The following is a 25,874-nucleotide window of genomic DNA, read 5'->3' on the forward strand; positions in this document are numbered from 1 at the left end:
GCCAGCGTGGACGTGGACAATGCCATCCTCGCGGCGGGCCGCGACGTCAATAGCCAGGCGGCCAGCATCACGGCAACCGGCAGCCTCGGCATGGGCGCGGGGCGGGACATCAACCTGGACACCGTGAAGGTGGCCGACAGCTTCGATGCCGTCGTGGACGCTAAGAACCGCACCAGTGTGGCGCGCAGCGCGGAGATCGGCTCCCAGATCACAGGCCACGACGTGGCGCTCGTTGCCGGCCAGGATATCAATGCCAAGGCTGCGTACGTGAACGCCGATGGCGCGCTCGCCGTCAGCGCAGCGCGTGACATCAACGTGAAGGCCGGCGAGGCCAGCGCCACCATCCGCGACGAGCAGTCGAAGCAAAGCGGCGGCGTCCTGTCGAAGAAGTCCACCCATACCATCGATGCGGCGAGCCGCAGCGAGGCCCTGGGCAGCACCTTCTCGGGCAATACGGTTGACATGGCGGCGGGACGTGACCTGACCACCTCAGGCAGCACCATTGCGGCCACGCACGATGTGAACCTCGACGCGGGGCGCAACATTACCGTCGGCACCGCCGAAACCACGTCGTCGGCATACAGCTTCAAGGAGGAGAAGAAGACCGGTTTCGGCGCCACCGGTTCCGGCCTGTCCTACGGCAAGCGCGAGCAGAAGGACACCGTCAACGACAATGGCACGCAGCAGGTGGGCAGTCTGGTCGGCTCCACGGATGGCAGCGTGCACATGAATGCGGGCAGTACACTCAAGGTCACGGGCAGCGACCTGATCGCCGCGAAGGACATCACTGGCGTGGGCGCTGACGTGACCATCGAGGCCGCACAGAACCGCCAGCACCACGACGAGACGCACGAGGTGAAGCAAAGCGGCTTGACGCTGGGCGTGTCGGGCGGTGCCATCGGCGCGGCGATCAACGCGGGCAACAAGGTCAGTTCGGCCAGCCAGAGCCAGGACGGACGAGCGTCTGCGCTGTGGAGTATGGCTGCCGGACGGGATGCATACGACGCCGCCAAATCGCTCGCCAAGGACGGACTTACCGGCGGCGCCGCGCTTACGCTGTCTTTCGGCACCAGCCAGAGCAAGCAGACGCTCACAGAGGACAGCCTCAGCCATAACGGATCCAACGTGTCGGCAGGCGGAACCACTGCCTTCATTGCCACCGGCGTCGATGCCAATGGCAACAAGACGGCAGGCAACCTGAACATCATCGGCTCGAACATCGACGCCAACAAGGTTGCGCTCGGTGCCAAGAACGACATCAACATCGTGGCGGCCACGGACACGAACGAGAGCCACAGCACCAACAAGTCGAGCAGCGCCAGCGTGGGTGTCTCCTACGGCACTGGTCCAAACAACGCAGGCTTCGGCGTATCGGCCTCGGCCTCCAAGTCCACGGGTAACTCGGACAGCCAGGGCACAACCCAGGCGAACAGCCATGTGACCGGCAAGGAGTCCGTCACCTTCGTCTCCGGCAATGACACCAACATCCTGGGCGCCACGGCCACCGGCGGCAAGGTGATGGGCGATGTGGGCGGCAACCTGAATATCGCGAGCCGGCAGGACACCGAGGAGATGCGCGCCAAGCAGGAAAGCATGGGCGGCGGCTTCAGCATCAGCCAGGGCGGAGGCTCGGCGAGCTTCTCGGCGAGCAAGGGCAAGGCCAGCGGCAGCTATGCGAACGTGAGCGAACAGTCGGGCATCCAAGCGGGCGAAGGTGGCTTCGATATCCGCGTGGAAGGCAATACGGACCTCAAGGGGGCAGTGATCGCCAGTACTGCAGGCAAGGACAAGAACCACCTCGACACCGGCACGCTCAGCTTCAGCGACATCCAGAATCATTCCGACTACAGCGCAACCTCGTTCGGCGTGGCGGGAGGCATTACCGCTGGCCCACAGAACAGCGAGAAGAACAGCGGTCAGACCGCCGGCAGAAACACCGGCGGCATCAGTCCGATGATTCCGCAGCACGAGAGCGGCAGCCAGGACGGCGTGGCGCACAGTGCTATTGCGGACGGCACCATCACGATCCGCGATGAGGCCAGTCAGAAGCAGGACCTGGCGGACCTCAAGCGGGACACCACTGGCGCCAACACCACGGTGGGCAAGAACCCCGACCTGAAGCACGTGCTCGACAAGCAGTCGGACATAATGGCGGCGGCGCAGGCAGCGGGCGAGGCGGTTGCCAAGACCGTAGGGGATATCGCGCAATCGAAGCTCGATGATGCCAACAAACGATATGCCGCAGCAGAAAAGGCAAACAAGCTGAATCCTAGCGCCGAGAACCAGACTGCAATGGACGCGGCGCAAGCCGACATTGACGGTTGGAAGGACGGAGGCAGCTACCGAGCAGCGCTACACACCGCCGGTGGTGCACTGATTGCCGGTCTTGGTGGCGGCAATGCGCTGGCAGGAGCCGCTGGAGCTGGAGCCGCATCGCTTGCTGGTGGGAAGCTTGGCGAGCTGAGCGGCGCGGTGGCTGGCGGTGCCGATACCGGCAACGCGGCACTGAACGAGACTCTCGGCAATATTGCCGCCAACATCGTAGCGGGGAACATCGGCGCAGTAGTGGGCGGCGGGTCTGGTGCGGCTACGGCAGCGAATGTAGACCGCTACAATCGTCAGTTGCATCCCGATGAAAAGCAACTTGCGAGAAAGATGGCTGCAAACAGCGGCGGCAAGTACACCGCCGAGCAGATCGAAGCGCAAATGCGTCTGTCGGATCGAGTGGATATGAACGGGAAGGTACTGGAATACGGCACGCCCGACCAAATCGATGCAGCCAAGACCAAGCCGAGCGACACAGGTGTGGAATGGACATCGATCGCAGGTACGACTCAGGTCAAGGAAGTTCAAGCGAAACCGGACGCTGAAGCTATTGCATACATCCAGGCCCAGCAGACAACCATGCAAGGTGACGTCCCATATACCAGCCGGCTTGACTTTGGCAACGCACAGAAGACCAGCTACGCACCGGGAGTCTTAACGACTGCGAAGTGTGGCGCCGGCCAAGCGGACTGCGCTGCCGGTCTTCCTGCAGGCTACAGCGCTGAGGAAATTGCGAATCGAAGGACAGCGGTCGCTGACGCAGCGAGCTACTTGGGAACTCAGGCTGGGCGCGTAGGTGCCGCAGCGACAGCTGCGGGAACTGTACCCGGGCCTCACGTCGTCGCAGCTGACGCACTCGCGGCAGTGGCCACCGCCGCAAACCTTGCGATAACTGCTATTCAGCAGGTTGCGAAACCTAATCCCGGAGGACTGGCAGCGGACACTATCTCGGCTGGATTGGGGGAGGCGGCAAATGCTATACCTGGCTATGGAAAGGCGCTGGCGCCGGTTGTAAATGAATTTATCGAACTCGGCAAGAATTCAGCAGCTTCTTCTGCAGCACAGGATAAATTGAACAAGGCCCTTCAGAAATGAAATATCTCTTAAAAGACGGAAACCTAAGTGGCTTCGCGATTATTGTCCTGCTGGTGGTAGGCTTGTTGCTGGTATATGCCTGTGTCTCCTGGATTGAAAGCTATCTTGGTCGACTTGCCAGCTTCTCAGTGGGCCTTGTGTGTGTCGCATCTGCGGGATATGCGGGAAGGGCCAAAGCACTAGGATTGCGCCCGTTCGGAGAATCGCCGTGGCGCAAAGCGAAAAGAACTTATGAAGAAAAGGATAAATAGCAAGCCACTTTCATAAGTTCCGTTTCCTGGCCCTCCAACCGTAGCAATACATGCCGATTACCAATCCGTGATGGTGTCTTAGCAATACGATCAAACAAGTCAAGGAAAAGAAACAATGAGCTTGGAAATCGGTACGGCAATACTAACGGCATTATCGCTAATCTTAACCTGGTTAATTTTTGGAAAATCCTTAGATGGGACCGGGAAGGGTCGATTTTTATACTGGCTTAAGTCCACAGCAATCACCAGCGGTGTCTTGTTGGCTTGGCTGTTGTATAAGGAGCCTTCTCTTGGATATTGGATGGCAATAGCTATTGCCGTACTGATTTCCGCAGTCGTGAATCTTGTTCGCTCTCAATGGGTGTTCTTGATTCCATAAAAACGCCTAATCGCTATAGCAAGAAGGAACGCCACCAAGTGAACATTGATTCGAAATATCGCAATCAATAAAGCCGTCGCAGACAATTTGATCCATGTTACAGAGTTTATGCACCACGCGCCGCAAGACGCGCGGCGTCTCCCCTTTTGTCCCTTTTTTCCTGGCCCTGCCCTCGCTGGCGGTGGCCCAGGCGCTGCCGTTCTTCCCGCCGGTCACGCCGAACGACGCCATCGAGCGGCGCCAGGAGCAGCAGCAGGAAGCGGCTAAGCAGCGCGCCATGGCCCGGCCCGATGTGCTCTCTCCCACCACCACCGACCCCGCGCCATCCGGCCCGCTGCTCCTGCCCGCCGAAGCGCCATGCTTCCCGATCCAAACCGTGACCTGGGAAGGCGCCGAGGATTTCCCCTGGCTGCAGGCCGAAGTTGGCATCCTGGTCGGCCAATGCGTCGGCAAGCAGGGGCTCGAAGCGATCCAGGATTACTTCTCCGCGCGTCTGGTCAGCCATGGCTACATGACCACGCGCGTGCTGATCCCGGACCAGCACCTCGCCAGCGGCGAGTTGCGGCTGCGCGTCGTCGCCGGACATATCACCGGCGTCAAGTCTGACGACACCGCAGGCTGGTGGCGCACCGCCCTGCCGACCGGCCCCGGCGGCGTGGTCAACCAGCGCGACCTGGACCAGGGCATGGAGAACATCCGCCGCCTGCAGGGCCAGGCCGATGCCAGCATCGACCTCGTGCCCGGCGAGGCCCCGGGGGCCACCGACCTGGTCATCAAGCCCGGCACCGGCAAGCGCTGGCACGCTCTCATCACCGGCGACAACGCCGGCCTGGAGAACACCGGCAAGTACCAGATGGGCGGCACGCTGACGGTGGACTCGCCCCTCTTCCTCTACGACAGCCTGACTCTCTCCGCCAACACCAATGCCAACTATGGCAACGGCGCGGCGGGTACGCGCTCCTCGGCCATCAACTACAGCATCCCGTTCGGTTACTGGAATGCCTTCTTCAATGCCAATCAGTCGCGCTACAAGCAGACCGTGGCAGGCTTCGAGGAAAACATCGTCTACGGCGGGCGCAGCACGCAGATCGAGGCGGGCCTGGGCTATGTGCCCTTCCGCAATGCCTCGGGCAAGGCCAGCCTCTACGGCAAGGTTTTCCGCAAGACCGCGCGCACCACCATCAATGGCCTGGACATCCCGGTGCAATCCCGGGACCTTGTCGGCTACGAGGTCGGCGCCGCGCATCGCCAGTACTTCGGCGCGAGCGTGCTCGATCTCGGTGTTGGCTGGCGCGCGTCGTTACCGGCCCACTCCAAGTCCCCCGGCTTCGTCCTGGGGGATCCGACCTGGGATGGCAAGTCCGGGATCCTGCTGGCTAATGCCGGCCTGATGGTGCCGCTCCAGGCCGGAAGCCAACGCCTGCGCTACCAGGGCAACGTGCGCGCCCAGTACGCCCGCACGCGCACCCTGCCGTCCGACTACTTCACTATCGGCAACCGCTACTCGGTGCGCGGCTTCGATGAGCAGCTGACTTTGGCCGCCGAGAACGGCGTGACTATGCGCAACGACCTGGCGTGGCAGCTCGGCAGCGCCGGGCAGGAGGCTTTCGTCGGTTTCGACATGGGCCATGTCAGCGGGCCGTCCGCCGCGTTCCTGATGGGACAGACACTGATAGGCGCCGTGATAGGGGCCCGAGGCCGCTGGGCAGCCAGCCGCTATGCCGCGCTGACCTACGAGATAACGCTGGGCTGGCCGGTCAAGAAGCCGGAGTTCTTCCGCACCCACTCACCCAACATCGGCGCCCAGATCGGGCTCGAATTCTGAACGCCCCCGCCCCGCTCGCCTCGCGCGAGTTCCACTAACCTCGGGTCATCGCAGCACGTGTAGGCGCGGGGGCGCAATCAGCCGGATCAGGCTCCCCGCCGCGCCGCCTCGATCCTGGCGATGTCGATTTTCCGCATCGTCATCATCGCTTCGAAGGCGCGCTTGGCCGCCGCGGGATCGGAATCGAAGACCGCCGCGGTAAGCGCCCGCGGGGTGATCTGCCACGACAGTCCCCACCGGTCCTTGCACCAGCCACATTCGCTTTCCTGCCCGCCATTGCCGACGATCGCATTCCACAGGCGATCGGTCTCGGCCTGGTCGTCCGTTGCGATCTGGAAGGAAAACGCCTCGCTGTGCTTGAAGTGCGGGCCGCCGTTCAGGCCAAGGCAGGGAATGCCGGCCACCGTGAACTCGACTGTCAGGACATCGCCCTGCTTGCCATCGGGATAGTCGCCGGGGGCGCGGTGGACGGCCTTGACAGCGCTGTCGGGGAAGGTCTCGGCATAGAAGTTCGCGGCATCCAGCGCATCTCGGTCGTACCACAAACAGATCGTATTCTTGCTCGGCATACTGTGTCTCCTGGAAAGGTGAGCACGGGGCATCCGTGGTCGTCGAACACTCGAGGGCAGCGGCCGGGCACGGTGTGCCGGTCGTCCGCCTCAGAAGTCGATATTAGCCCTATCTCGCCGCCCCCCCAATATGCCGTGAGCGCCACACACAGGCACTAGCGTGCCTGCACCGCCTCGCGCTTCACGCTCTTGGGATTGATCTGCCCGGCATCGAGGCGGCGGAAGACCAGCCCGGACAGTACGGTAACCAGGCCCATGCTGAGGAAGGCGAGCCGGTAGGCCGGCGCGGCCACCCCGAGCTTGACCGAGAACAGGCTGACGAGCCCGCCGCCGATGGTCACGCCCAGGCCAATCGCCAGCATCTGCACCATCGAGAACAGGCTGTTGCCGCTGCCGGCGTCCTCGCGCGACAGGCCCTTCAGCGTGACGCTGTTCATCGCGGCGAACTGCATCGAATTGGCGCAGCCGAAGACGGACAGTTGCAGGATCGACAGCGCCAGCGGCCAGCCCGGCGCCATGGCCGCGAACGATGCAATGGACACGCCCACGATCCAGGTGTTGACCAGCAGGAACATGTCGTACCCGAACCGGTTCACCAGCGGCACGATCCAGCGCTTGGAGATCGTGCCCGCGATGGCGATCGGCAACAGCATCAGGCCCGAATGAAACGGCGAGTAGCCAAGCTGGAGCTGGAACAGCAGCGGAAGCAGGAATGGCACCGCACCCGAGCCGATCCGGCAGACGAGGTTGCCGACCAGGCCGACGCTGAAGTTCGGCTCGCGGAACAGCGCCAGCCGGAACAGCGGCGTGGCGTGGCGCCTGGCATGCGGGATATAGAGCAGTCCGCTGCCGAGGCTGACGGCGATCAGCAATGCGCTCCACGGGCTATGCGCGCCGTATTCCAGCGCCAGCGAAAACGTGACCATGCATAGCGACAGCAGGCCGCAGCCGATCCAGTCGAACGGCGGCGCGACGCCCGCCTCGCCCTTTGGCAGGTAGCGGCGCACCGCGAACAGGCCGACCAGCCCCACCGGCACGTTGATCAGGAAGATCCAGTGCCATGAGGCGCTCTGCACCAGCCATCCACCCAGGACCGGGCCGAAGATCGGGCCAACCTGGCCGGCAATGGACACGAAGGCCAACGCGGCGATGTACTGCTCGCCCGGGACATTGCGCAAGACGGCCAGCCGGCCGATCGGCAGCAGCATCGATCCGCCGATGCCCTGCAGCACGCGCGCGACCACCAGTTGCGGGAGCGTCCAGGCAGTGGCACAGAACACCGAGCCGAGCACGAAGATCAGGATTGCGCAGAAATAGACGCGCCGCGTGCCGAACTTGTCCGCCAGCCAGCCCGATGCCGGCGTCAGCAGCGCCATGGTCAGCGTATAGGCCACCACCACCGGTTTCAGGTCGAGCGGGCTTTCGCCGAGACTGCTCGCCATCGACGGCAGCGCGGTATTGACGATCGTCGTGTCCAGCGTCTGCATGAAGAAGCCGGCAAAGACGATCCAGAGCATGGCTTTGCGGGAAAAATTCTGTCCTGCGGCGGGGGCTGAGGCGGTATGCATGGGAACCTTCGGTGATGCCTGCCCGGAGAGCTCGGGCAACTGTCTTGCATGCTACGCATGCGCCGCCTCATCGGGAACCCCTCTGGCCTTATTGACTGTCATCGGTAAATCCGATGACAATGCCGCGATGCTCAACCCCATATGGATCCAGACCTTCGCCACGGTGGCCACGGCGCACAGCTTTACCGACGCCGGGCGCCAGCTCGGCCTGTCGCAGTCATCGGTCAGCGATCACATCCGCCGGCTGGAACAGAGCGTGAACCGGCGGCTGTTCGTGCGCGACACTCACTCGCTGTCGCTGACGCCCGATGGCGAGGCACTGCTGGTGCATGCGCGCCTGATTCTTGAGTCCCTGGCGCGCGCCGAGTCGCAATTCAGCGGGCCCCGGCTGCAGGGCCGGGTGCGGCTGGGCACGTCCGAGGACCTGGCGCAGGGACCGCTGCCCAACCTGCTGGCGGCGTTCCGGGCCACGCACCCGGACGTCGAGCTGGAGATCACGATCGCCATGACCAGCAAGCTGTATGAGGGCATCGAGGCCGGCACGCTGGACCTGATCGTCGGCAAGCGCCGCGAAGGCGAGCGCCGCGGCGTGCCGCTGTTCCTGGGCCAGCTCGAATGGCTGGCGCGGCCCGGCACCGTTGTCGACGTGGGCCAGCCGGTGCCGCTGATCCTGGTCAACGAGCCGAGCGTGACCCGCTCGGTGGTGCTGGACACGCTGGCCAAGGCCGGCTGGCGCTGGCGCGTGACCTGCACCAGCAGCAGTCATTCCGGCTGCATTGCGGCGGCGCGCGGCGGCCTCGGGATTACGGTGCGGGCACAGAACCTGACCGGCGGCGGGCTGGTGCCCCCGGTCAATGTCGAGGCCTTGCCGCCGCTGCCCGGCGTCGAATTCATCACGCTGGCGGCGCGACGCCTGAGCAAGCCCGCCGAGACGCTCCAGCAACTGATCCGCAAGAGCGACCTGCGCGCGGGGCGGGTGGACTGAACGCGAGGCCTCTCATTCCGATCGGCCATGCCGCAGCACCCTGCCCGCGTGCACATCGACCGTCCGGCCGTTCCGGCAGGCGAGCTTGCCATTGACGAACACCGCGAGGATGCCGGTACTGACCGCCGTCGGGTTCTCGAAACTCGCGGTACCGCTGACGGTCGCTTCATCGAACACAACCACGTCGGCATGAGCGCTCTCGGCAAGCACGCCCCGGCCTGCCAGGCCAAATCGGGCTGCACTCAGGCCAGTCATCTTGTGGACAGCCTGTTCGAGCGCCAATATGCGCCTTTCGCGCACATAGTGCCCCAGCACTCGGGGAAACGTGCCCCACAGCCGCGGGTGCGGGCTCACGTCATGTGCCAGCCCATCGGATCCGACCATGGTCAGCGGATGCTGCAGGATGCGGCTGACGTCGTCCTCGCTCATGGCGAAGTAGATCGCGCCGGCCGGCTGCAGCGTCTGCGCCAGTTCTTCAGGTGCCACGCCGCGCTCGCGCGCCAGGGCAAACAACGAGCGCCCGGCAGCGCTGGGGTCCGCCTTTGACCAGGTGACCCGCACATCGTCCGACTGCGCCACGCGGCCCGGCAGCAGCATGGTCGACGAGGCGTTGTAGGGATAGCAGTCCAGGCAAACCGACTGGTTCCGGGACGCTTCCTCGATCATCGCCAGCGTTTCCACCGAGCGTCCATGGTTGGCCTTGCCGACCAGCTTGTGGTGCGACAGCACGGTGTCGATGCCCAGGGCGCGTCCGATCAGCAGCGCCTCGCGCAGGGCACTGTCGATGGCATCGCCCTCGTCGCGGATATGCATGGTGATGACGCCCCTGGCACTCGTCAGCGGCGCGCCTACCGCGATGACCTCGTCCGTGCTGGCGGCTTTCGCAGGCGGGTAATAGAGGCCGGTAGACATGCCGATGGCGCCGGCTTCCAGCGCAATGGCCAGGTCCAGCGCCATCAGCCGCTCCTCATGCGCGGTCGCGGCGCGATCCAGGCGGTCCATGCGCCGCACGCGCAGCGTCGAGTGGCCCACCAGGCAGGCGGCATTCACCGCTGGCCCGGTCTGCTCCAGTTCGTCCAGGTAGTCGCCGAAACTGCCGAAGCGCCAGGCGTCCGTTCCCAGCAGGTCCAGCGGCGCCGGCGGCGTCGCCACGGCCTGCAGCGGTGCCAGGCTGATGCCGCAATTGCCCGTGACGACCGTCGTCACGCCTTGCGACAGCTTCGGATGCGGGCCCGCGGGGGCATCGAGCAAGAGCCGGTCGTCATGTGTGTGGACATCGATGAAGCCAGGGGCAACGACGCGCCCCCGGGCATCGAAGCGCTCCCTGGCCGGCACATTCGTCAGGTCGCCAAGTCGGACGATGCGGTCCCCGGCAATGCCGACATCCGCTTGCCGCCGCGGCGCCCCAGTCCCGTCGATCACCGCGCCGCCTTCGATGATGAGATCAAGCATGGTGTTCATTCAGTCGCCTCGCTCGCCATTGGCATTCATTGCTGCGCAAAGAAGTCGGAGATCTGCCGGATGTCCTTTGTCCTGGTCAACGCAAGCATCAGCAGGATCCGCGCTTTCGCTGCCGTGAGCGCCCCGGCGGCCATGCTTCCCGAGACCTTCGGCGTCACGATGCCGCTTACCACCCGCGAGCCGCGCACGATCGGGATACCTTTGCCGCCGAATTCGCGGATCAGCGCTTCGTGATCCGGGCTGGCATTGCCGTTGCCGGTGAAGCCGATGACGACGCCCTGCGCCCCCTCGTTCACCGCATCGCGCACCAGCTGCATCTCCTGCCCCTGGTAGCGGTACACCAGCTCGACGCGCGGCAGCTTGGTGACGCCTGAAACGTCGAAGTACAACTCGCCCTTGGCGCGCGCCGGCTCGTAGTAGTAGATCACCCGTTCGCCGGCCACGGCGCCAAGGTAGCCTTGCTCGACGGAGCCCATGGCATCGACATTGAGCGTGTTCATCTTGGTGACGTACCGCGCCGCACTGATGCGGTCGTTCATCACCACCATCACGCCCCGGTCGCGCGAGCCCGGGTCGGCGGCCACCATGACGGCGTCGAGCAGGTTCACGGGCCCGTCCGCGCTGAGCGACGTTGCCGGGCGCATCGAACCCGTCACGACGATGGGCTTGCTGGACCGCGTGGCCAGGCTCAGGAAGTAGGCCGTTTCCTCCATCGTGTCCGTGCCGTGCGTGACCACGACACCAGCGACGTCCGGGTCCGCCAGCACCGCATTCACCCGCTTCGCGAGGTTGAGGATGTTCTCGCTGGTGATGACGTTGCTGCCGACGTTGACGATCTGCTCGGCCCGCACGTTCGCGTAGCTGTGGATCTGCGGCACCGCCTTCAGCAGGCTGTCGACGCCTGCCAGCGGGCCGCTGTAGTTGGCCATGTCGGTGGCCGAGCGGGTCGAACTGACGATGGTGCCACCGGTGGCAAGGATGACCACACCGGGCTTGGGTGCGGCGCCGGGCTGCGGCGATTCCTTTGCCGGTTGGGCGGTGGCGGGAAGGATGAACAGGTTTGCCATGGCAAAGCACGCCAGCAGTGCGCGAAATGAAGTCTTCATGATTTCCAGTCGGGGGATGGTCGGTACTCAGTCCACTTGCGCGCCGGAGCGCTGCACTACGCTGGCCCAGAGCGGGGTTTCGCGCGCGACACGTTCGGTCAGCCGCTCGGGTGCACCGGTCAGCGTCTCGAATCCGATGGCGGCGTACCTTTCACGGACAGACGGCTTCGCCAGCACGGTGTTGATGACGCTGTTCAGCTGCGCGACGATGGCTTTAGGGGTCCTGGCGGGTGCGACGATGCCGCCCCAGGCCACGATGTCGTAGCCCGGCACGCCGGACTCGGCAATCGTCGGCGTTTCCGGAAACAGGGCGCTGCGCTGCGCGCCGGTCACGGCCAGCAGCTTGAGCCGCCCCGCCTTGATATGCGGCGTGATCGAACTCAGGTTGTCGAACATCAGGTCCACCTGCCCGCCCATCAGGTCCTGGATGGCCTGCGGGCTGCCGCGATACGGCACATGCGTCATCGAGGTACCGGTCATGGCCTTGAACAGCTCCCCGCTCAGGTGCCCGGTCGTGCCGTTGCCGGCGGAACCCATGGTCAGCACGCCCGGCTTCGCCTTTGCCATTGCGATGAGCCCCTTGACATTGCTCACCCCAAGGTCCTTGCGCACCACCAGCGCATTCTGGACATAGCCGAGCAGCGCGACTGGCACAAGCTGCTTGTCCGGGTCATAGGGCAGCTTCCTGAACAGGGCCTTGTTGATGGCCAGCGTGCCCACGTTGCCATAGCCAATGGTGTAGCCGTCCGGCGCCGCATTGACCAGGTCGACCATGCCCACGTTGCCCGCGCCGCCGGGCTTGTTGTCGACGATGAAAGACTGGCCCAGCGAGACGGACAGCTCTTCCGTCAGCAGCCGGCAAATGGCGTCGGGCGACCCGCCCGCGGCGGAGGGCACCACCAGCCTGACCGGGCGACTGGGCCACCCGGCGGCACGCGGCAGGCCGGAAACGCCAAGGGATGCCGCCGCGATGCCAAGCTTCAGCACGTCGCGGCGGGTTAGTTGTCTCGTTGTCATTGACTCACCTCTCCTCGTTGGAAACACTGGGTGTGTTCAGCACGGATGGTAGAAAGGGCCTCGACATTGGACAAACCACATTTACTGTGGATAGCATGAGATTTCCTCATGGCTAACCGGCGGATTGCCCAGATACCGGCGCTTCCGCCACACTCCTGCCCCCGCTTTTCTCATGAACCTTCACGTACGCGCGCCTTCGACAATGTCATTGCTGTGCCTGGAAGCCAGTGCCCGCCTGCACTCCTTTACGGCGGCGGCGAAAGAACTGCAGCTGACGCAGGGGGCCGTGAGCCGGCAGATCCAGACGCTGGAAGACCGGCTAGGCGTGAGGCTCTTCACCCGCACGCGGGAAGCCCTGGTGCTGACGGATGCCGGGCGCTACTACCTGGGCGAGATCGAACCGCTGCTGCAGAAGCTCGAGCGTGCCACGGCCAATGTGATGGCACTCAAGGGGCGCGGGGGAGCCCTGTCCTTGTCGGTCGGCGCCTCGGTAGGCACGTATTGGCTGATTCCACGTTTGCCGGCCTTCACACGGGCCCATGGTGAAATCACGCTCAACCTGGGAACGCGCGTGGGCCCTGTCGATTTCCGCACCATGGCCGTCGACGCTTCCCTGGAATTCGGCGATGGCCTGCGCACGGGCCTGCACAACGAGTTTGTGTTGCCGCTGGTGCTTTCGCCATATGCGGCGCCGGATTGGATCGCCAGGCACGGGAAGTCGGTCGACGCCAATACGCCCCGCGCGTCGTTGATCCACCATCAGACCCTGCCCGACGCATGGGACGAATGGTTCCGGCTGGACGGCATCCCTGGCGAAGGCGGCCGGGAAGGCCCCCGCTATGAAATCATGTCGATGGCGCTGAATGCCGCGGTGGCCGGGATGGGCGTGGCGTTGCTGCCGCCGTATATGGCGGACGACATGGTGGCGCTTGGGCGGCTAAGGCGCCTGTCGCGCCGCAAATGGCGCTATGCCAAAGGTTATTACCTGGTTTATCCCGAGGAGTCCGCGGCGCTGCAATCGCTGCAGGTGTTCAGGGAGTGGCTGCAGGAGCAGGCAAGGGAAAGCGCCTAGTCAGCCCGTTCCCTGGGGTTGCGGGCTTCGGCATGCCGGGTCTATCCGCGCCACTGCGGCCGACGTTTTTCCACGAACGCCGCAATTCCCTCCTTCGCATCGTCGGTCGCGGCCACCTGGCAGAACGTATCGACGGCGTACGACACCCCGCGACGATAGTCGCTGTCCGCTGCGCGGTGAAACGCGGCGCGGCCGATCGTCATGGCCGAGCGTGACTTGGACGCGAGCGTCCGGGCCAGGCGGCGCGCCTCGGCCAGGACTTCCTCCTCGGCTACCAGGCGGTTGACCAGGTGCAATGCATGTGCCTCGGCGGCATCGAAGGTGCGGCCCGTGAACAGCAGATCGAACGCAACATGCCGCCCGACAATGCGCGGCAGGTGGGTGAAGTGAATCGCGGGCAGCATCCCGACATCGATTTCCGGGTAGCCGAAGCTTGCGTTCCCTGCGGCGACGATGAGGTCGCAGGAAATCGCCACGGTCATGCCGCCCCCGCGCGCCGCGCCGGCCACCGCCGCGATCGAGGGCTTGCCCAGCTGGTATTGCGCATCGCTCAGGCGCACATAGAGCTTGTCGAGCAGGGCATGGACGTCGGCCGCGGAGGCGCCCTGCAGCGCGCTGATATCCAGCCCGGCACAAAAGCGCCCGGGCACCTTGCTGGCGATGATGACGGCTCGCGCAGCATCGTCGGCGGCGGCTCGCTGCAATGCCTGGATCAACGCATCGACCATCGGAATGGTCAGTGCATTGACGGGTGCGTTGTCCAGCAGGATTTCGGCGACGTGGTCGCGTACGGTGTAGGTGACAAGTGACATGGCGAATGTTGGGTGATGAGTAGATGGACGTCTCAGGCGGCGTCGGCTTGCGCCACACCGATGCCAATCGTGCCATCGTCGGCCAGGCGATGGACGTGGTCGACCGGGTAGCCCGCCTCCCGCAGGATTTCCTCGGTATGTTCGCCCAGCAGCGGCGCGGGCCGGTGTGCCGCGCGTGGCGCTTGCCCGAAGCGTACCGGCAGGCCGACGTTGCTGACCGTCCCCAGCACCGGGTGGTCGGACTCGACGATCAGTTGCCGCGCGGCCACCTGCGGATGCGCAAGCGCCTGGTCCAGCGTCTGGATCGGCGAGCACGGCACGCCGGCCTGGCGCAGCCGATCCAGCCAGAAAGCGACCGTATCCCTGCCGATCCGGTCCTGCACAAGTGCCACCGTACGCGTGAAATGCCGTACCCGGCTGGCATTGGTGGCAAAGTCCGGGTGGTCCATCCACTGGTCGAGCCCTGCCACGGCGCAGAAGCGGCGCCACTGCGCGTCGTTGCCGACGCCGAGCATCAGCGGCCCATCGGCGGCCTCGAACGCCTGGTAGGGAGACATCGACGGATGGGCCGTCCCCATCTTCTGCGGCACCTGGCCCGTGCGCCAGTAGTTCTGCGCCATGTAGCCCATGAAGCCGAGGGCGGTTTCCATCAGCGCCACTTCCAGGTAGACGCCTTTGCCGGTCGACTGGCGCTCGATCAGCGCTGCCAGGATGCCGCTGAACGCGTGCATGCCGGTGCCCAGGTCGACCGGCGAGAAGCTCGCCCGCGCAAAGCTGCCGCCCGGCTCGCCCATGGTGCTGATCATGCCGCTGAAGGCCTGCAGCATGACGTCGTAGCCCGGCTCCTGCCCGAGCGGACCATCGCGGCCGTAGCCGGAGATCTCGCAGTAGATCAGCCGCGGATTGAGCGCGCGCAGCGTGTCGTAGTCCACGCCAAGCCTGGCCGCGGTGCCGCCGCCGAAGCCCTGCAGCACGACATCCGCCTGCGCCGCGAGGCGCTGCACGACCTGCTGCCCGGCCGGGGTCTTCAGGTCGACCGCGATGCTGCGCTTGTTGTGGTTGACGGACAGGAACACCGCCGACTGGCCCGCCTCCTGCGGCAGCCATGCGCGCGTGTCGTCGCCCGTGCCCGGCGGCTCTACCTTGATGACATCGGCGCCAAGCTCCCCGAGATACTGGCCGCATAGCGGCCCGGCCAGGACCTTGCTCAGGTCCAGTACGCGAATGCCTTTCAGTGCTTGCATGGTCAGATCCCTCGTTGTCATTCCGGCTTGATGCCGATGTCGCGCGCGACGGTGGTCCAGCGCTGGGCGTCGGTGCGCACGAAGGCCGCCAGTTCGGCGGGCCGGGTGGCCATCGGCTCCGCGCCGCGCGCCCGCAGCGCTGCGATGTAGCCGGGATCGTTGACCGCCTTGGCGGCGGCGGCGCGCAACCGCTCGATTACTGCCTTGGGCGTCTGCGCCGGCGCCTGCAGCGAGAACCAGTATTTCAGGTCGACGTCCGGATAGCCGGCCTCCTTCAGCGTCGGCACGTCGGGCAGCAAAGGCGAGCGCTGCGAAGCGGTGATCGCCAGCGGGCGCAGCTTGCCGCCCTGGATCTGGCCGATGCAGGTGGTGAACGAGTCGAAGACGAAATCCACCTGCCCCGCCATCACGTCGGTCAGCGCCGGTGAACTGCCCTTGTACGGCACCGCCACGGCCCGGAAGCCGGCGGCCTTTTGCAGCAATGCGCCGTAGATATGCGGCGACGTGCCGGCGCCAAAGGTGGCGTAGGTGAGCCCGTTCGCGCTGGCCTTGCCAAGCCGGATGAGGTCTGCCAGCGACTTCACCGGCAGCTTGCCCGGATGCACCACCAGCACATTGGGCATCGCCGCCGTGGTCGCGATGGGGACGAAGTCGCGCGCGGGCTGGAAACGCGCCTGCGGGTACATCAGCGGATTGACCGCCTGCATGCCCACGGTGTTGTGCAGCAGCGTGTAGCCGTCGGCCTCGCCGTCCAGCACGTTCTGCGCGCCGAGGTTGCCGCTGGCGCCGGGACGGTTCTCGATGACCACCGGCTGGCCCAGCGCCTGGGACAGCGGCGTCGCCAGCAGCCGGGCGATGAAGTCGGTGGGCCCGCCGGCGGCAAAGGGCACCACCAGCCGGATCGGCCGGCTGGGCCAGTCATTGGCGAAAGCGGGCGGTGCCAGCGCGGCGGCAGCGGCACCCAGCAGCAAAGTGCGTCGTTTTGGATTCATTTGGTGTCTCCTGACCGGATTCGTGGGCCGATCATGGCAGCGCACCAGCCATAAGTCCAAGACAGATACAGGATGACTGATATAAGATTTCACGATACCCCGGGGTGCCCCCGGCGCTTTTTCCGGAACCCAACCCATGGCATTAGACCTGCGCGCCTTGCGTGCCTTCATGGCTGTCGCTTCCGCCGGCTCGATCTCGCGGGCTGCCGAGCGCATCCACATCGCGCAGCCGGCGCTGAGCCTGCAGATCAGGAACCTGGAAGAAGAACTGGGCACCGCGCTGTTCGAGCGCACGCCCAGGGGCGTCACGCCCACCGCGCCCGGCAACATGCTGCTGGCACATGCGGCCGATATCCTGCGCCGCGTCGACGTGGCCTGCGAAGACATCCGCACCGCGGTAAAGGAGCCCCAGGGACGGGTGGCGGTCGGCCTGCCCCAGTCGCTGGCCAAGCTGGTGACGGTACCGCTCGTGCGGCAGGTGGTCGCACGCTGGCCGGGGATCGACCTGCAGATCATCGAGCAGAGCACGGGCTATATCCCGCAGAACCTGCTCACCGGCCATATCGATATCGGCATGACCTTCGGCCCCGCGCCGGAAGCGGGGCTGCGCACCGAGGTGCTGTTCGAGGAGGAGTTGCTGCTGGTTGCCGCACCGGGCCAACTCTCGGGCTTCGGCGAGGACAGCGTTGCGCAGGCGATGGTGGTGCCGTTTGCCGATCTGCCCCGCTACCCGCTGGTCTTGCCCGCCGGACTGCACGGTTTGCGCAGCGTGATCGACCACCATAGCGCCATGCACAGGACAGCGCTGAACGTGATCGCCGAAGTCAATGCGATCCCCGAACTGATCGCGCTGGCCGGCGCGGATGTCGGCTTCACCATCCTGTCGCATGCGGCCGTGCAGGAGGAATGGCGCACCGGGCAGGTATCGTGCGCACGCATCGTGCAGCCGGCCATGACGCGGCAGGTGTGCATCTGCCGGTCGGCGACGATGCCGGCTTCACTGGCCACGAGCACGGTGTGGACGCAGTTGCTGGAGATAACCGGTGGGCTGGTCGACAGCGGCGCCTGGCCGGCGCGTCCGGTCGGCAGGCACAGCGCGTGAACAAACCCTGCCCCGTTCGGGCCATGGCTACACGGCACATTTCTCATGGTGAAAGCGCCGGGCATTGGCCATTGCGGGGATCCGTCACCGTCGCCTATCCTGTCCTAACCGACACGGCGAACTGTGCGGAACAAGACATAGCTGAACAAGACTGAACAATAACAAGGGGATATTCCCCAAAAGCGGGCCGATGCACCAAGCATGCGCCGTCCGCGCGATCGGCCTGGCTGTAACCACGGGGTGGAACCATCGCACGCGGCGCTGTCCCGGCCGTGGGCGGGATACTCCGTTGACAAACCATGGCCGATGCTTTCCTGTTCAGCAAGCCCTTCACCTTTCTCGCCTGTCCCGGCATGTCGGAAGTCAGGGCTGGCGTCGATGCGCTCGAATCCCTGCCCGGACATATGTTCTGGCTCGAGAACGAGGACTTTATCCGTCGCGTCCACGTGCCGGATTTCCTCGCGCAGAGCCGTGCCGCGCTAGAGGCGGTCATGCCCGGCGGGGTTGCGCTGGTCGACGCGAAGGCGGACGAAATCCGGCGCAGCACGCACCTGGTCCCGGCCTTGCAGCGCCTGGATGCGGAAGCGGCGGCTGCCGCCCACTCGTATTGCTACTGGCGCTATTCCGCCGACGTGCTGGGACGCTCGCTAGGCATTCCGCGCAGCGCGATCGAGCGCCAGTTCGACCGCGCGGTCGCGCCTCGCGACGGCGCGCACAAGCTCGAATGGATCTGCCCGTGCTGCGACGGCCAGGCGCACTACCAGGTCGATGGACTGCTCGCGTCGCAGCGCGCCGCGCGGCAGGGTGGCTTTTCGGTGGAATGTCCGCATTGCGGGCACCTGGAGCGCCTGTATGCCGGCTTCCTGCACTCGGGCCGGCTGGAGTGTCACTGCAGCATCTGCACCGGCTTTATCCAGACACTGGCGGGCCAGCTTGCCAGGCCCGCGCGCAAGCTGGTGGGCGGCCTGGAAGCGTTTGCCTGGAAGCACGCCGCCGATGCCGTAGCCGAGATCCAAGAACTGAAGGAAGCCGCGTTGCAGCGCCTGGCACGCGGCGACACGCCCTCGGAAAACGCGATGGCGTTCGCGCATGCCGTGCAGGCAGACGGCAATCGTCCCCTGCCAGACATCCTGGGCGACATCGATCCCACCCTCGAAGGCCGGCTCGACAAGAATCCGCGGGTGTGGGCGCTGCTGTGCGAGCTGCTGCAGGAAGGCGTGCTCGACTGCCAGTGCACCATCTACGACCAGGACAGGTGCCAGCGAGTCGCGCTGGAGATCGCACTGCTTGATGAGGATTCGGCCGCGGCCAACCCCGCGGCGCACGAACAGCTCAATACGTTGCTGAAGGGATACCAGCCGTCGGATCGAGACGCCTTCATCAACTGGCTGCAGGCGCTGAAGCGTCTGCGGCTGTGCACCGCGCGGTTCAATGTCGCCGTCGACGTGTCATGGAAGCCCAGCGTGGAGCATTGCCGCATCCTGACCGCGCGGCAACCGGACAGCCTGGCCGCGGCCGGCCCGCATGCCAGCGCCCCGCCGCGCTGGCAGCCCGCGCCACGCCTGCGGCCACCGGATCGTCCCGTTTATCTCGATGCCGAGCTGGAAGCGGTGCAGCTGTTGAAGGCGCTCGGGTATATCGTGTTCAGTCCCGAGGATATCCGGGCGCAACAGGACAACCTGGAAAACATCTCGTAGATCTTGAAGCGCAGTTTCCTGGCCGAAGCACGACATGACCTCCGCTGAACTCAAACTGGATCCTGCAACCACGGCGCTCGTCCTGATCGACCTGCAATACGGCATCGTCGCCCTGGAAGTGCAGCCGCAGCCGGCCAGCGAGATTGTCGCCAGGGCGCGGCAGCTTGCGGCAACGTTCCGCCAGCTCCAGGCGCCCGTCGTGCTTGTCACGGTTGGCAACTCGCCCGATGGCAAGGATGCGCTTGCGCCGACGGTGGATACACCCGCTCCCCAAAGCCAGCGCGGCCCCGACTGGTCGACCGTGGTTGCGGAACTGGGCGCCGAGCCGACCGACCTGCGCATCATGAAGCGCCAATGGGGCGCCTTCTATGGCACCGACCTGGACCTGCAGCTGCGCCGCCGTGGTATCCGCACCATCGTGCTGGCCGGAATTTCGACCAACGTAGGGGTGGAGTCCACCGCCCGTGACGCCTTTGAACGTGGCTATGGCCAGGTGTTCGTGACCGATGCGATGGGCTCGCCGTCCGCGCAAGCACATGCCAACACGCTGAAATACACCTTCCCCCGGATTGGCCGCCTGCGCACTGCCGACGAGGTCATCGCCGCGCTGCAGGCCTGACTTATCCGCCAGCTTCAGCAGATGGCAATGCCCCGGCGGCGACCTCCTCTTGCGATGGACGGCTTTGCGCACTACTCCTATGAGGGAAGCGTCCCGAGGAGGCCCCATGGCGCAATGCACAAAGTGCGGATGCGATAACACCGCGGGGGCCAATTTTTGCCAGCAGTGCGGCAGCGCCCTCACCCGCCAATGCCGCCGCTGCGGCCAGGCCCTGGCGCCGGCGGCGCGCTTCTGCAGTGCGTGCGGCGAACCCTGCGGCGATCTGGCATCCGCTGCGCCCACCGCCCCTGTCTCCTATACGCCACCCCACCTGGCCGAGCGCATCCGCAACGAGCAGGCGGCGCTGGAAGCCCGGGGCGAGGCCGCCGGCGAGCGCAAGACCATCACCGTGCTGTTCGCGGACATGGCCGGTTCGACCGCCCTGATCCATGACCTGGACCCGGAAGACGCCCACCGGCTGATCACGCCGGTGATCGACCTGATGATGGAGGCGGTGCACTACTACGAGGGCTACGTTGCCAAGTCATTGGGCGACGGCATCCTGGCGCTGTTCGGCGCTCCGATCGCCCACGAGGACCACCCCCAGCGTGCGCTGTACGCCGCGCTGCGGATGCAGAAGGCGATGCAGCGGCACAGCGACCGGCTCAGGCTGGAGCAAGGCATCTCGCTGCAGATCCGGGTCGGCATCCATACCGGCGAGGTGGTCGTGCGCTCGATCCGCAAGGACGATTTGCACACGGACTACGATCCGGTCGGCCACACCATCCACATTGCCTCGCGGATGGAAACCATGGCCGCGCTCTCGTCGATCTTCGTCAGCGAATCCACCCAGCGGCTCGCCGCAGGGTATTTCGCCTTCAAGCCGCTTGGGGTTGCGCAGGTCAAGGGCATTCCCATGCCGCTGGCCGTCTACGAGCTGACCGGCATCGGGCCGCTGCGCACGCGCTTGCAACTGGCGGCGCACCGGGGTCTCGCATGCTTCGTCGGGCGCGACATGGAACTGCAGACGCTGCACCATGCGCTGGAGCGGTCCGCGGGTGGACAGGGGCAGATCGTCGCGGTGGTCGGCGAGGCCGGGGTCGGCAAGTCGCGGCTCTTCCATGAATTCAAGGCGCGTTCGCCCGGCAGTTGCCTGAAACTGGAGACGTTCTCGGTGTCCCACGGAAAGGCCTTTGCCTACCTCCCGCTGATCGAACTGGTGAAGAACTATTTCCAGATCGAGGCCCAGGACGACGAACGGAAGTGCCGCGAGAAGGTGGCGGGCCGCGTGGTGATGCTCGACCGGGCACTGGAAGACGTGCTGCCCTACCTGCTGCATCTGCTAGGCATCAGCGAGCCCGGCTCGGCATTGCCGAACATGGATCCGCTGATCCGGCGCCAGCGCACGTTCGAGGCGATCACCAGCCTGCTGGCGCGCGAGAGCCGCAACCAGCCGCTGGTGCTGTTGTTCGAGGACCTGCAATGGCTGGACAGCGAGACCGAAGCCTTCCTGGATGTTCTGGTCGAGCGCCTTGCCGACGCGAGGATCCTGCTGCTGCTGAACTACCGGCCGGAGTACCAGCATGGCTGGGACCAGAAGGACAGCTACACGCCACTGCGGCTGGCGCCGCTGGGCCAGGCGGAGGCCGGGCAACTGCTTACCGCGCTGCTTGGCGACGATCCGACGCTGATGGCCCTCAAGCGCCTGATCCTGGCAAAGACCGAGGGCAATCCCTTCTTCATGGAAGAGGTGGTACAAACCCTTTGCGAGGAGAAGGCCCTGCTTGGCGAACCTGGCCACTACCGCATCGAGACGACGCCCACCGCGCTGCATATCCCGACGACGGTGCAAGGGGTCCTGGCCGCCCGCATCGACCGGCTGTCCCGTGCCGAGAAAGACTTGCTGCAAACACTGGCCGTGATCGGGAAAGAGTTTTCCCTCAGCCTGATCCAGCGGGTAGTCGCGCAGCCGGATGACCAGTTGCGCCCGCTCCTCGCGCAGCTGGAGGCGGGCGAGTTTATCTACGAGCGGCCGGCGTTCCCCGACACCGAATACACGTTCAAGCATGCGCTGACCCAGGAGGTGGCCGGCAACAGCCTGCTCACGGAGCAACGCACGGCGCTGCACCAGCGCACGGCGCAGGCGATCGAGGCGCTCTTCCAGAACCAGCTGAAGGACCACTACGGCGAGCTGGCCCGGCATTACAGCCTCAGCGGCAACGATCCGAAGGCGGTGGAATACCTGCAGTACACGGGACAGCAGGCTGTCCAGCGCTCCGCCTACCACGAGGCAATCAACCACCTGAGTGCCGCACTGGAATTGCTCGGGCGCCAGCCCGACACCCCGGAACGCGCGCACCAGGAGCTCGCGCTGCGGCTTGCCATCGGGCCGGCGCTGATCGCCGCGCGGGGCTTTGCCGCATCCGAGGTGGAGACGACCTACAGCCGCGCGCTGGCACTGTGCGGCCAGGGCGGCGACACGCCACAGCTGTTTCCAACGCTGGTCGGCTTGCGTACCTATTTCTCGCTGCGCGCGGAGCATGCGAAGGCCTACCGGCTCGGCAAGCAGCTGCTGCGGATGGGCGGGCAATCGAACGACCGGGAGTGGCTCGGAGAAGCGCATGTCGCGCTCGGGATGACCGCGTTCTACCTGGGAAGATTCGGCATCGCGCGTTCCCACCTGCGCGATGCCCTCGCGGTCTATGGCGCAGGGCCGCATCTCAGCCACCTGAATGTCCATGGCGTGGACCCCGAAGTGCGCGCCCTGTCGATGTCGGCGCTGGTGCTGTGGTGCCTTGGCTATCCTGACCAGGCCTGCCAGTGCGCGCAGGAGGGGCTTGCGCTGGCGCGGCAGCTTTCCCACCCCTTCAGCCTGGCGCATGCGCTGTGCCAGGCAGCAGAACTGCACCAGTTCCGCCGCGAGCCCCAGCTCACGCAGGAATATGCCGAGGCCGCCATCACGCTCTCGACCGAGCAGGGTTTCCCGCTCTGGCTCGCATGGACGACCATCCTTCGCGGCTGGGCGCTGGCCGAACAGGGGCAGCAACAGGCTGGCATCGCGCTGATGCACGAAGGCCTGGAGGCCTATCACGCCACCGGGGCGGTGTTGGGGAATCCGCATTTCCAGTGCCTGCTGGCCCACGCCTATGGACGCCAGGGACAATGGCAGGCTGGTCTGGATGCGCTTGCCGAAGCCAAGGACGCATTGGACAGGACCGGGGAGCAATACTGCGAAGCGGAATGGCACCGGCTCAAGGGCAAGCTGATACGGCAAGGTCCTGGTCCGGAATGCGATGCGGAAGCGGAAGCGTGTTTCCACAAGGCGATCGAGGTCGCCCGCCACCAGCATGCGAAGTCGCTGGAATTGCGGGCCGCGCTGGATCTGGCGCAGCTATGGCGGCAGCAAGGCAAGGAGGAACCCGCCACACAGTTGATGGCCACCGTCCGGGCGGGATTCACCGAGGGTTTCGACAGCGCGGACATGCAGGACATGCAGGGCATGCAGGGCATGCAGGACATCGTGCCTGCCTGCCGCTGATGCCATGGCAGTGTCCGGATCCAAGCCGCCGGCAGATGCCACCCCTGTTCTCACGATCCTGTTTGGTGCCTTCGACCGCCACAACTTCGGCGACCTGCTGCTGGCGCACGTGGTGCAACGCATGGCCGGGCTGGGCAGTCCCTGTTACGGAGGACTTGCCGACCGCGACCTCAGCGTGCAGGGCGGCCATCGGGTCGATGCCCTGCGGCGGCTTTCGGCCATTGTTGGCGACGCGCCCGTCGATGTCATCCACGTAGGCGGCGAAATCCTGACCTGCTCGCTGTGGGAAGCCGCCGTGATGCTGCTGCCGCCCGGGCAGGCCGAGGCCGTAGTGGCGCAGCTCGATAGCCGGCCGCAAGCGCGCACGGCGTGGGCACGGAACCAGTTGGGCCTGCCGGACCTGGTTCCCTACCTGTTGCCTGCCGGCCTGTTTGCCAACGTCAGGCGCGTGATCGTCCACGCCGCCGGCGGCATTGACCTTGGCTCGGTCGATGCTGGCATGCGGGCGGAAGTTGCAGCCAAGCTCGGTGCCGCTACCAGCGTTGGGATCCGCGACCATCAGACCCAGGCGCTGCTCGCTGAAAGCGGCATTGACTGCCGCCTGGAGCCCGATCCGGCGGTGCTGGTGGCCGAGTTGTTCGGCGACGGCATCCGCCGGCGCGCCGGCCGCGGCGAGTGCGCCCGCATCGTTTCGGCCTTCGCTGACGGATACCTCGCGGTGCAGTGCAGCGCCGATTTTGGCGACGACGAAACCCTTTCAGAGCTGGCGGCCCAGCTCGATCGCGTCGCCCGGGACAGGCGCCTGGGCGTCGTGCTGTTCCGCGCCGGCGCCGCGCCGTGGCATGACGACCTGGCTTGCTACCAGCGCCTAGCGGCCCGGCTGCGCGGCACGCCCGTCGCGCTGTTTGGCTCGCTTGACCTCTGGGATATCTGCGCCCTGATCGCGCACAGCCAGGGTTTTGTCGGCAGCAGCCTGCACGGCGGCATTGTTGCAGGCGCCTTTGCCTTGCCAAGGCTGGGCCTGCTGCGGCCCGCGCAACCGCCCGCGGCCAGCAAGCAGGTTGCCTTCGCCGCGGCCTGGGGCACTGCCGGCGCGCCGGCCGCGGTGCCCGTGCAGGAGGTTGCGTCCGGCATGGACCAGGCGATGGCGGCCCCGCCCGCACGGCGCAGAGCGCTGGCCCGGGAATGGACCACGGCATGCAGGGCCGCATTCAAGCTGGTTCAGCAGAGCGAATAGCACCGGGCCAACGCAAGACGGCGCGACAGGCATCTACCCCGTCGCGCCGTCGACGCCTTGCGGCGGAAGGCTTAATGGCCGGCGCTCTGGCCGCCGTCGACGTGCAGGATCTCGCCGGTCACGAACGGCGCGCGGTCGAGGTACAGCACGGCATCGACGATATCGCGCATTTCTCCCATATGCCCCATCGGATGCAGCGCGCCCAGCGCCTCATGCGTTTGCGCCGGATGCATCGGCGACTTGATGATGCCGGGCGACACAGCGTTGGCGCGGATACCGGTCTTCGCATACTCGATCGCCAGCGACTTGGTCGCCGCGTTCAGCCCGCCCTTGGTCAGCGAAGCCAGTACCGACGGCACGCCGCTGATCGCATGGTCGACCAGGCTGGTCGTGATGCTGACCACATGGCCGCTGCGCTGCTTCTCCATTTCGGCGATGGCCAGTTGCGTGATATGGAAGAAGCCGTTCAGGTTGATGCCCGTGACGGTGGCATAGTCCTCGTCGGTATAGCTGGTGAACGGCTTGGCGACGAAGATCCCCGCATTGTTGACCAGCGTATCGACGCGACCGAACTTCGACACGGCTTCCGCGATGACGCGGCGCGCGGTGGACGGATCGGCGATATCGCCGGCCACCGCCAGGATATCCTGGTCGTCCGACGGCTTGATGCTGCGCGCCGTGGCGACGACCCGATGTCCGCGCTCGCGGAATGCCTTGACCAGTTCTGCGCCGATGCCCTGCGATGCGCCGGTGATGACGACAACCTTCTGTGCTGCACTCATTTTCTAACCTCGATGTCTGTTGACTCGGCCTTCCGGCCGATCGGGCCGACGGCTCCGATGGGCTCAAATTTAGGAGAACCGTCCTGGCATTCGAAGACCTCCACGGAACAAACAGTTATGCACGCGCGGAACAAATGGCGCCGAGACCACGGTTGCCAGAGCGATGTTTAAAGCTGCATGACGTGGGGTCCCGGCCACATTTCCGTCCCTGAGGCTCCC

Annotated in this window: 20 protein-coding genes; 11 read left to right on the forward strand and 9 right to left on the reverse strand. The window is 65.6% G+C overall.

Features of this window, described 5'->3' with window-relative positions:
- Window positions 1-6 precede the first annotated feature (6 nt).
- The 4 genes from CTP10_RS24325 to CTP10_RS24340 all read left to right on the forward strand — a co-directional run bounded on the left by CTP10_RS24325 (window position 7) and on the right by CTP10_RS24340 (window position 5,875).
- A complete protein-coding gene (locus CTP10_RS24325; RefSeq protein ID WP_233528381.1) occupies window positions 7-3,420 on the forward strand; it encodes a hemagglutinin repeat-containing protein in 3,414 nt (1,137 codons plus the stop codon).
- A complete protein-coding gene (locus tag CTP10_RS24330) occupies window positions 3,417-3,671 on the forward strand; it encodes a hypothetical protein (protein WP_147316297.1) in 255 nt (84 codons plus the stop codon). Before CTP10_RS24325 ends, CTP10_RS24330 begins: the two co-directional genes overlap by 4 nt.
- Window positions 3,672-3,786: 115 nt before the next feature.
- The gene (locus CTP10_RS24335; protein WP_147316298.1) at window positions 3,787-4,050 is read left to right on the forward strand and encodes a hypothetical protein; all 264 of its coding nucleotides are present in this window, start codon (window positions 3,787-3,789) and stop codon (window positions 4,048-4,050) included.
- Between the two features lie 94 nt (window positions 4,051-4,144).
- Window positions 4,145-5,875 carry a ShlB/FhaC/HecB family hemolysin secretion/activation protein gene (locus tag CTP10_RS24340; protein WP_116322922.1) on the forward strand — a complete coding sequence of 577 codons (1,731 nt, stop codon included), beginning with the start codon at window positions 4,145-4,147 and terminating at the stop codon, window positions 5,873-5,875.
- A gap of 86 nt (window positions 5,876-5,961) precedes the next feature.
- Here CTP10_RS24340 and CTP10_RS24345 read toward each other — a convergent pair whose 3' ends face one another.
- Window positions 5,962-6,444 carry a VOC family protein gene (locus tag CTP10_RS24345; RefSeq protein WP_116322923.1) on the reverse strand — a complete coding sequence of 161 codons (483 nt, stop codon included), beginning with the start codon at window positions 6,442-6,444 and terminating at the stop codon, window positions 5,962-5,964.
- 155 nt (window positions 6,445-6,599) lie between these two features.
- Window positions 6,600-7,961, reverse strand: a complete 1,362-nt coding sequence (gene mdtD / locus CTP10_RS24350; RefSeq protein WP_116322924.1) for a multidrug transporter subunit MdtD — start codon at window positions 7,959-7,961, stop codon at window positions 6,600-6,602.
- A gap of 178 nt (window positions 7,962-8,139) precedes the next feature.
- Between mdtD and CTP10_RS24355 the strand changes: the two genes are divergently transcribed.
- Window positions 8,140-8,997, forward strand: a complete 858-nt coding sequence (locus tag CTP10_RS24355) for a LysR family transcriptional regulator (protein WP_116322925.1) — start codon at window positions 8,140-8,142, stop codon at window positions 8,995-8,997.
- Window positions 8,998-9,009: 12 nt separating this feature from the next.
- Here CTP10_RS24355 and CTP10_RS24360 read toward each other — a convergent pair whose 3' ends face one another.
- From CTP10_RS24360 to CTP10_RS24370, 3 genes are read right to left on the reverse strand one after another with little or no spacing between them, the layout of a single operon-like run.
- Window positions 9,010-10,458: an N-acyl-D-amino-acid deacylase family protein gene (locus CTP10_RS24360; RefSeq protein ID WP_116322926.1), complete on the reverse strand. Its 1,449-nt coding sequence runs from the start codon at window positions 10,456-10,458 to the stop codon at window positions 9,010-9,012.
- 26 nt (window positions 10,459-10,484) lie between these two features.
- Complete coding sequence (locus CTP10_RS24365) at window positions 10,485-11,564, reverse strand: asparaginase (RefSeq protein WP_116322927.1); 1,080 nt, start codon at window positions 11,562-11,564, stop codon at window positions 10,485-10,487.
- 27 nt (window positions 11,565-11,591) lie between these two features.
- Window positions 11,592-12,581, reverse strand: a complete 990-nt coding sequence (locus CTP10_RS24370) for a Bug family tripartite tricarboxylate transporter substrate binding protein (RefSeq protein WP_116322928.1) — start codon at window positions 12,579-12,581, stop codon at window positions 11,592-11,594.
- Window positions 12,582-12,753: 172 nt separating this feature from the next.
- Here CTP10_RS24370 and CTP10_RS24375 point away from each other — a divergent pair, with 172 nt between their 5' ends.
- Window positions 12,754-13,653, forward strand: a complete 900-nt coding sequence (locus CTP10_RS24375; RefSeq protein ID WP_233528382.1) for a LysR substrate-binding domain-containing protein — start codon at window positions 12,754-12,756, stop codon at window positions 13,651-13,653.
- 41 nt (window positions 13,654-13,694) lie between these two features.
- Here CTP10_RS24375 and CTP10_RS24380 read toward each other — a convergent pair whose 3' ends face one another.
- From CTP10_RS24380 to CTP10_RS24390, 3 genes are read right to left on the reverse strand one after another with little or no spacing between them, the layout of a single operon-like run.
- On the reverse strand, window positions 13,695-14,465 hold the full coding sequence (locus CTP10_RS24380) for an enoyl-CoA hydratase/isomerase family protein (protein ID WP_116322930.1): 771 nt from the start codon (window positions 14,463-14,465) through the stop codon (window positions 13,695-13,697).
- A 32-nt stretch (window positions 14,466-14,497) separates the two neighbouring features.
- Window positions 14,498-15,709, reverse strand: a complete 1,212-nt coding sequence (locus CTP10_RS24385) for a CaiB/BaiF CoA transferase family protein (protein ID WP_116322931.1) — start codon at window positions 15,707-15,709, stop codon at window positions 14,498-14,500.
- 17 nt (window positions 15,710-15,726) lie between these two features.
- Complete coding sequence (locus tag CTP10_RS24390; protein WP_116322932.1) at window positions 15,727-16,701, reverse strand: Bug family tripartite tricarboxylate transporter substrate binding protein; 975 nt, start codon at window positions 16,699-16,701, stop codon at window positions 15,727-15,729.
- Window positions 16,702-16,837: 136 nt separating this feature from the next.
- Between CTP10_RS24390 and CTP10_RS24395 the strand changes: the two genes are divergently transcribed.
- From CTP10_RS24395 to CTP10_RS24415, 5 genes are all read left to right on the forward strand, one after another.
- The gene (locus tag CTP10_RS24395; RefSeq protein WP_116322933.1) at window positions 16,838-17,803 is read left to right on the forward strand and encodes a LysR family transcriptional regulator; all 966 of its coding nucleotides are present in this window, start codon (window positions 16,838-16,840) and stop codon (window positions 17,801-17,803) included.
- A gap of 299 nt (window positions 17,804-18,102) precedes the next feature.
- Window positions 18,103-19,500 carry a hypothetical protein gene (locus tag CTP10_RS24400; protein ID WP_116322934.1) on the forward strand — a complete coding sequence of 466 codons (1,398 nt, stop codon included), beginning with the start codon at window positions 18,103-18,105 and terminating at the stop codon, window positions 19,498-19,500.
- Between the two features lie 34 nt (window positions 19,501-19,534).
- Window positions 19,535-20,119, forward strand: coding sequence for a hydrolase (locus CTP10_RS24405; protein ID WP_116322935.1), 585 nt, complete (start codon window positions 19,535-19,537; stop codon window positions 20,117-20,119).
- A 106-nt stretch (window positions 20,120-20,225) separates the two neighbouring features.
- Entirely contained in the window at window positions 20,226-23,636 is a 3,411-nt protein-coding gene (locus CTP10_RS24410) for an adenylate/guanylate cyclase domain-containing protein (RefSeq protein ID WP_116322936.1), read from the forward strand.
- 4 nt (window positions 23,637-23,640) lie between these two features.
- Window positions 23,641-24,873 carry a polysaccharide pyruvyl transferase family protein gene (locus CTP10_RS24415; RefSeq protein ID WP_116322937.1) on the forward strand — a complete coding sequence of 411 codons (1,233 nt, stop codon included), beginning with the start codon at window positions 23,641-23,643 and terminating at the stop codon, window positions 24,871-24,873.
- 71 nt (window positions 24,874-24,944) lie between these two features.
- Here CTP10_RS24415 and CTP10_RS24420 read toward each other — a convergent pair whose 3' ends face one another.
- A complete protein-coding gene (locus CTP10_RS24420) occupies window positions 24,945-25,655 on the reverse strand; it encodes an SDR family NAD(P)-dependent oxidoreductase (protein WP_116322938.1) in 711 nt (236 codons plus the stop codon).
- Between the last annotated feature and the right edge of the window lie 219 nt (window positions 25,656-25,874).

The organism is Cupriavidus sp. P-10 (assembly GCF_003402535.2).
Classification (GTDB): Bacteria; Pseudomonadota; Gammaproteobacteria; order Burkholderiales; family Burkholderiaceae; genus Cupriavidus.

Excerpts from the sequence above, each read along its gene's own strand:
- CTP10_RS24330 (WP_147316297.1), top strand. The coding sequence starts at position 3,417 with ATGAAATATCTCTTAAAAGACGGAAACCTAAGTGGCTTCGCGATTATT.
- CTP10_RS24335 (WP_147316298.1), top strand. The coding sequence starts at position 3,787 with ATGAGCTTGGAAATCGGTACGGCAATACTAACGGCATTATCGCTAATC.
- CTP10_RS24340 (WP_116322922.1), top strand. The coding sequence starts at position 4,145 with ATGTTACAGAGTTTATGCACCACGCGCCGCAAGACGCGCGGCGTCTCC.
- CTP10_RS24345 (WP_116322923.1), bottom strand. The coding sequence starts at position 6,444 with ATGCCGAGCAAGAATACGATCTGTTTGTGGTACGACCGAGATGCGCTG.
- mdtD (WP_116322924.1), bottom strand. The coding sequence starts at position 7,961 with ATGCTCTGGATCGTCTTTGCCGGCTTCTTCATGCAGACGCTGGACACG.
- CTP10_RS24355 (WP_116322925.1), top strand. The coding sequence starts at position 8,140 with ATGCTCAACCCCATATGGATCCAGACCTTCGCCACGGTGGCCACGGCG.
- CTP10_RS24360 (WP_116322926.1), bottom strand. The coding sequence starts at position 10,458 with ATGAACACCATGCTTGATCTCATCATCGAAGGCGGCGCGGTGATCGAC.
- CTP10_RS24365 (WP_116322927.1), bottom strand. The coding sequence starts at position 11,564 with ATGAAGACTTCATTTCGCGCACTGCTGGCGTGCTTTGCCATGGCAAAC.
- CTP10_RS24370 (WP_116322928.1), bottom strand. The coding sequence starts at position 12,581 with ATGACAACGAGACAACTAACCCGCCGCGACGTGCTGAAGCTTGGCATC.
- CTP10_RS24375 (WP_233528382.1), top strand. The coding sequence starts at position 12,754 with ATGAACCTTCACGTACGCGCGCCTTCGACAATGTCATTGCTGTGCCTG.
- CTP10_RS24380 (WP_116322930.1), bottom strand. The coding sequence starts at position 14,465 with ATGTCACTTGTCACCTACACCGTACGCGACCACGTCGCCGAAATCCTG.
- CTP10_RS24385 (WP_116322931.1), bottom strand. The coding sequence starts at position 15,709 with ATGCAAGCACTGAAAGGCATTCGCGTACTGGACCTGAGCAAGGTCCTG.
- CTP10_RS24390 (WP_116322932.1), bottom strand. The coding sequence starts at position 16,701 with ATGAATCCAAAACGACGCACTTTGCTGCTGGGTGCCGCTGCCGCCGCG.
- CTP10_RS24395 (WP_116322933.1), top strand. The coding sequence starts at position 16,838 with ATGGCATTAGACCTGCGCGCCTTGCGTGCCTTCATGGCTGTCGCTTCC.
- CTP10_RS24400 (WP_116322934.1), top strand. The coding sequence starts at position 18,103 with ATGGCCGATGCTTTCCTGTTCAGCAAGCCCTTCACCTTTCTCGCCTGT.
- CTP10_RS24405 (WP_116322935.1), top strand. The coding sequence starts at position 19,535 with ATGACCTCCGCTGAACTCAAACTGGATCCTGCAACCACGGCGCTCGTC.
- CTP10_RS24410 (WP_116322936.1), top strand. The coding sequence starts at position 20,226 with ATGGCGCAATGCACAAAGTGCGGATGCGATAACACCGCGGGGGCCAAT.
- CTP10_RS24415 (WP_116322937.1), top strand. The coding sequence starts at position 23,641 with ATGGCAGTGTCCGGATCCAAGCCGCCGGCAGATGCCACCCCTGTTCTC.
- CTP10_RS24420 (WP_116322938.1), bottom strand. The coding sequence starts at position 25,655 with ATGAGTGCAGCACAGAAGGTTGTCGTCATCACCGGCGCATCGCAGGGC.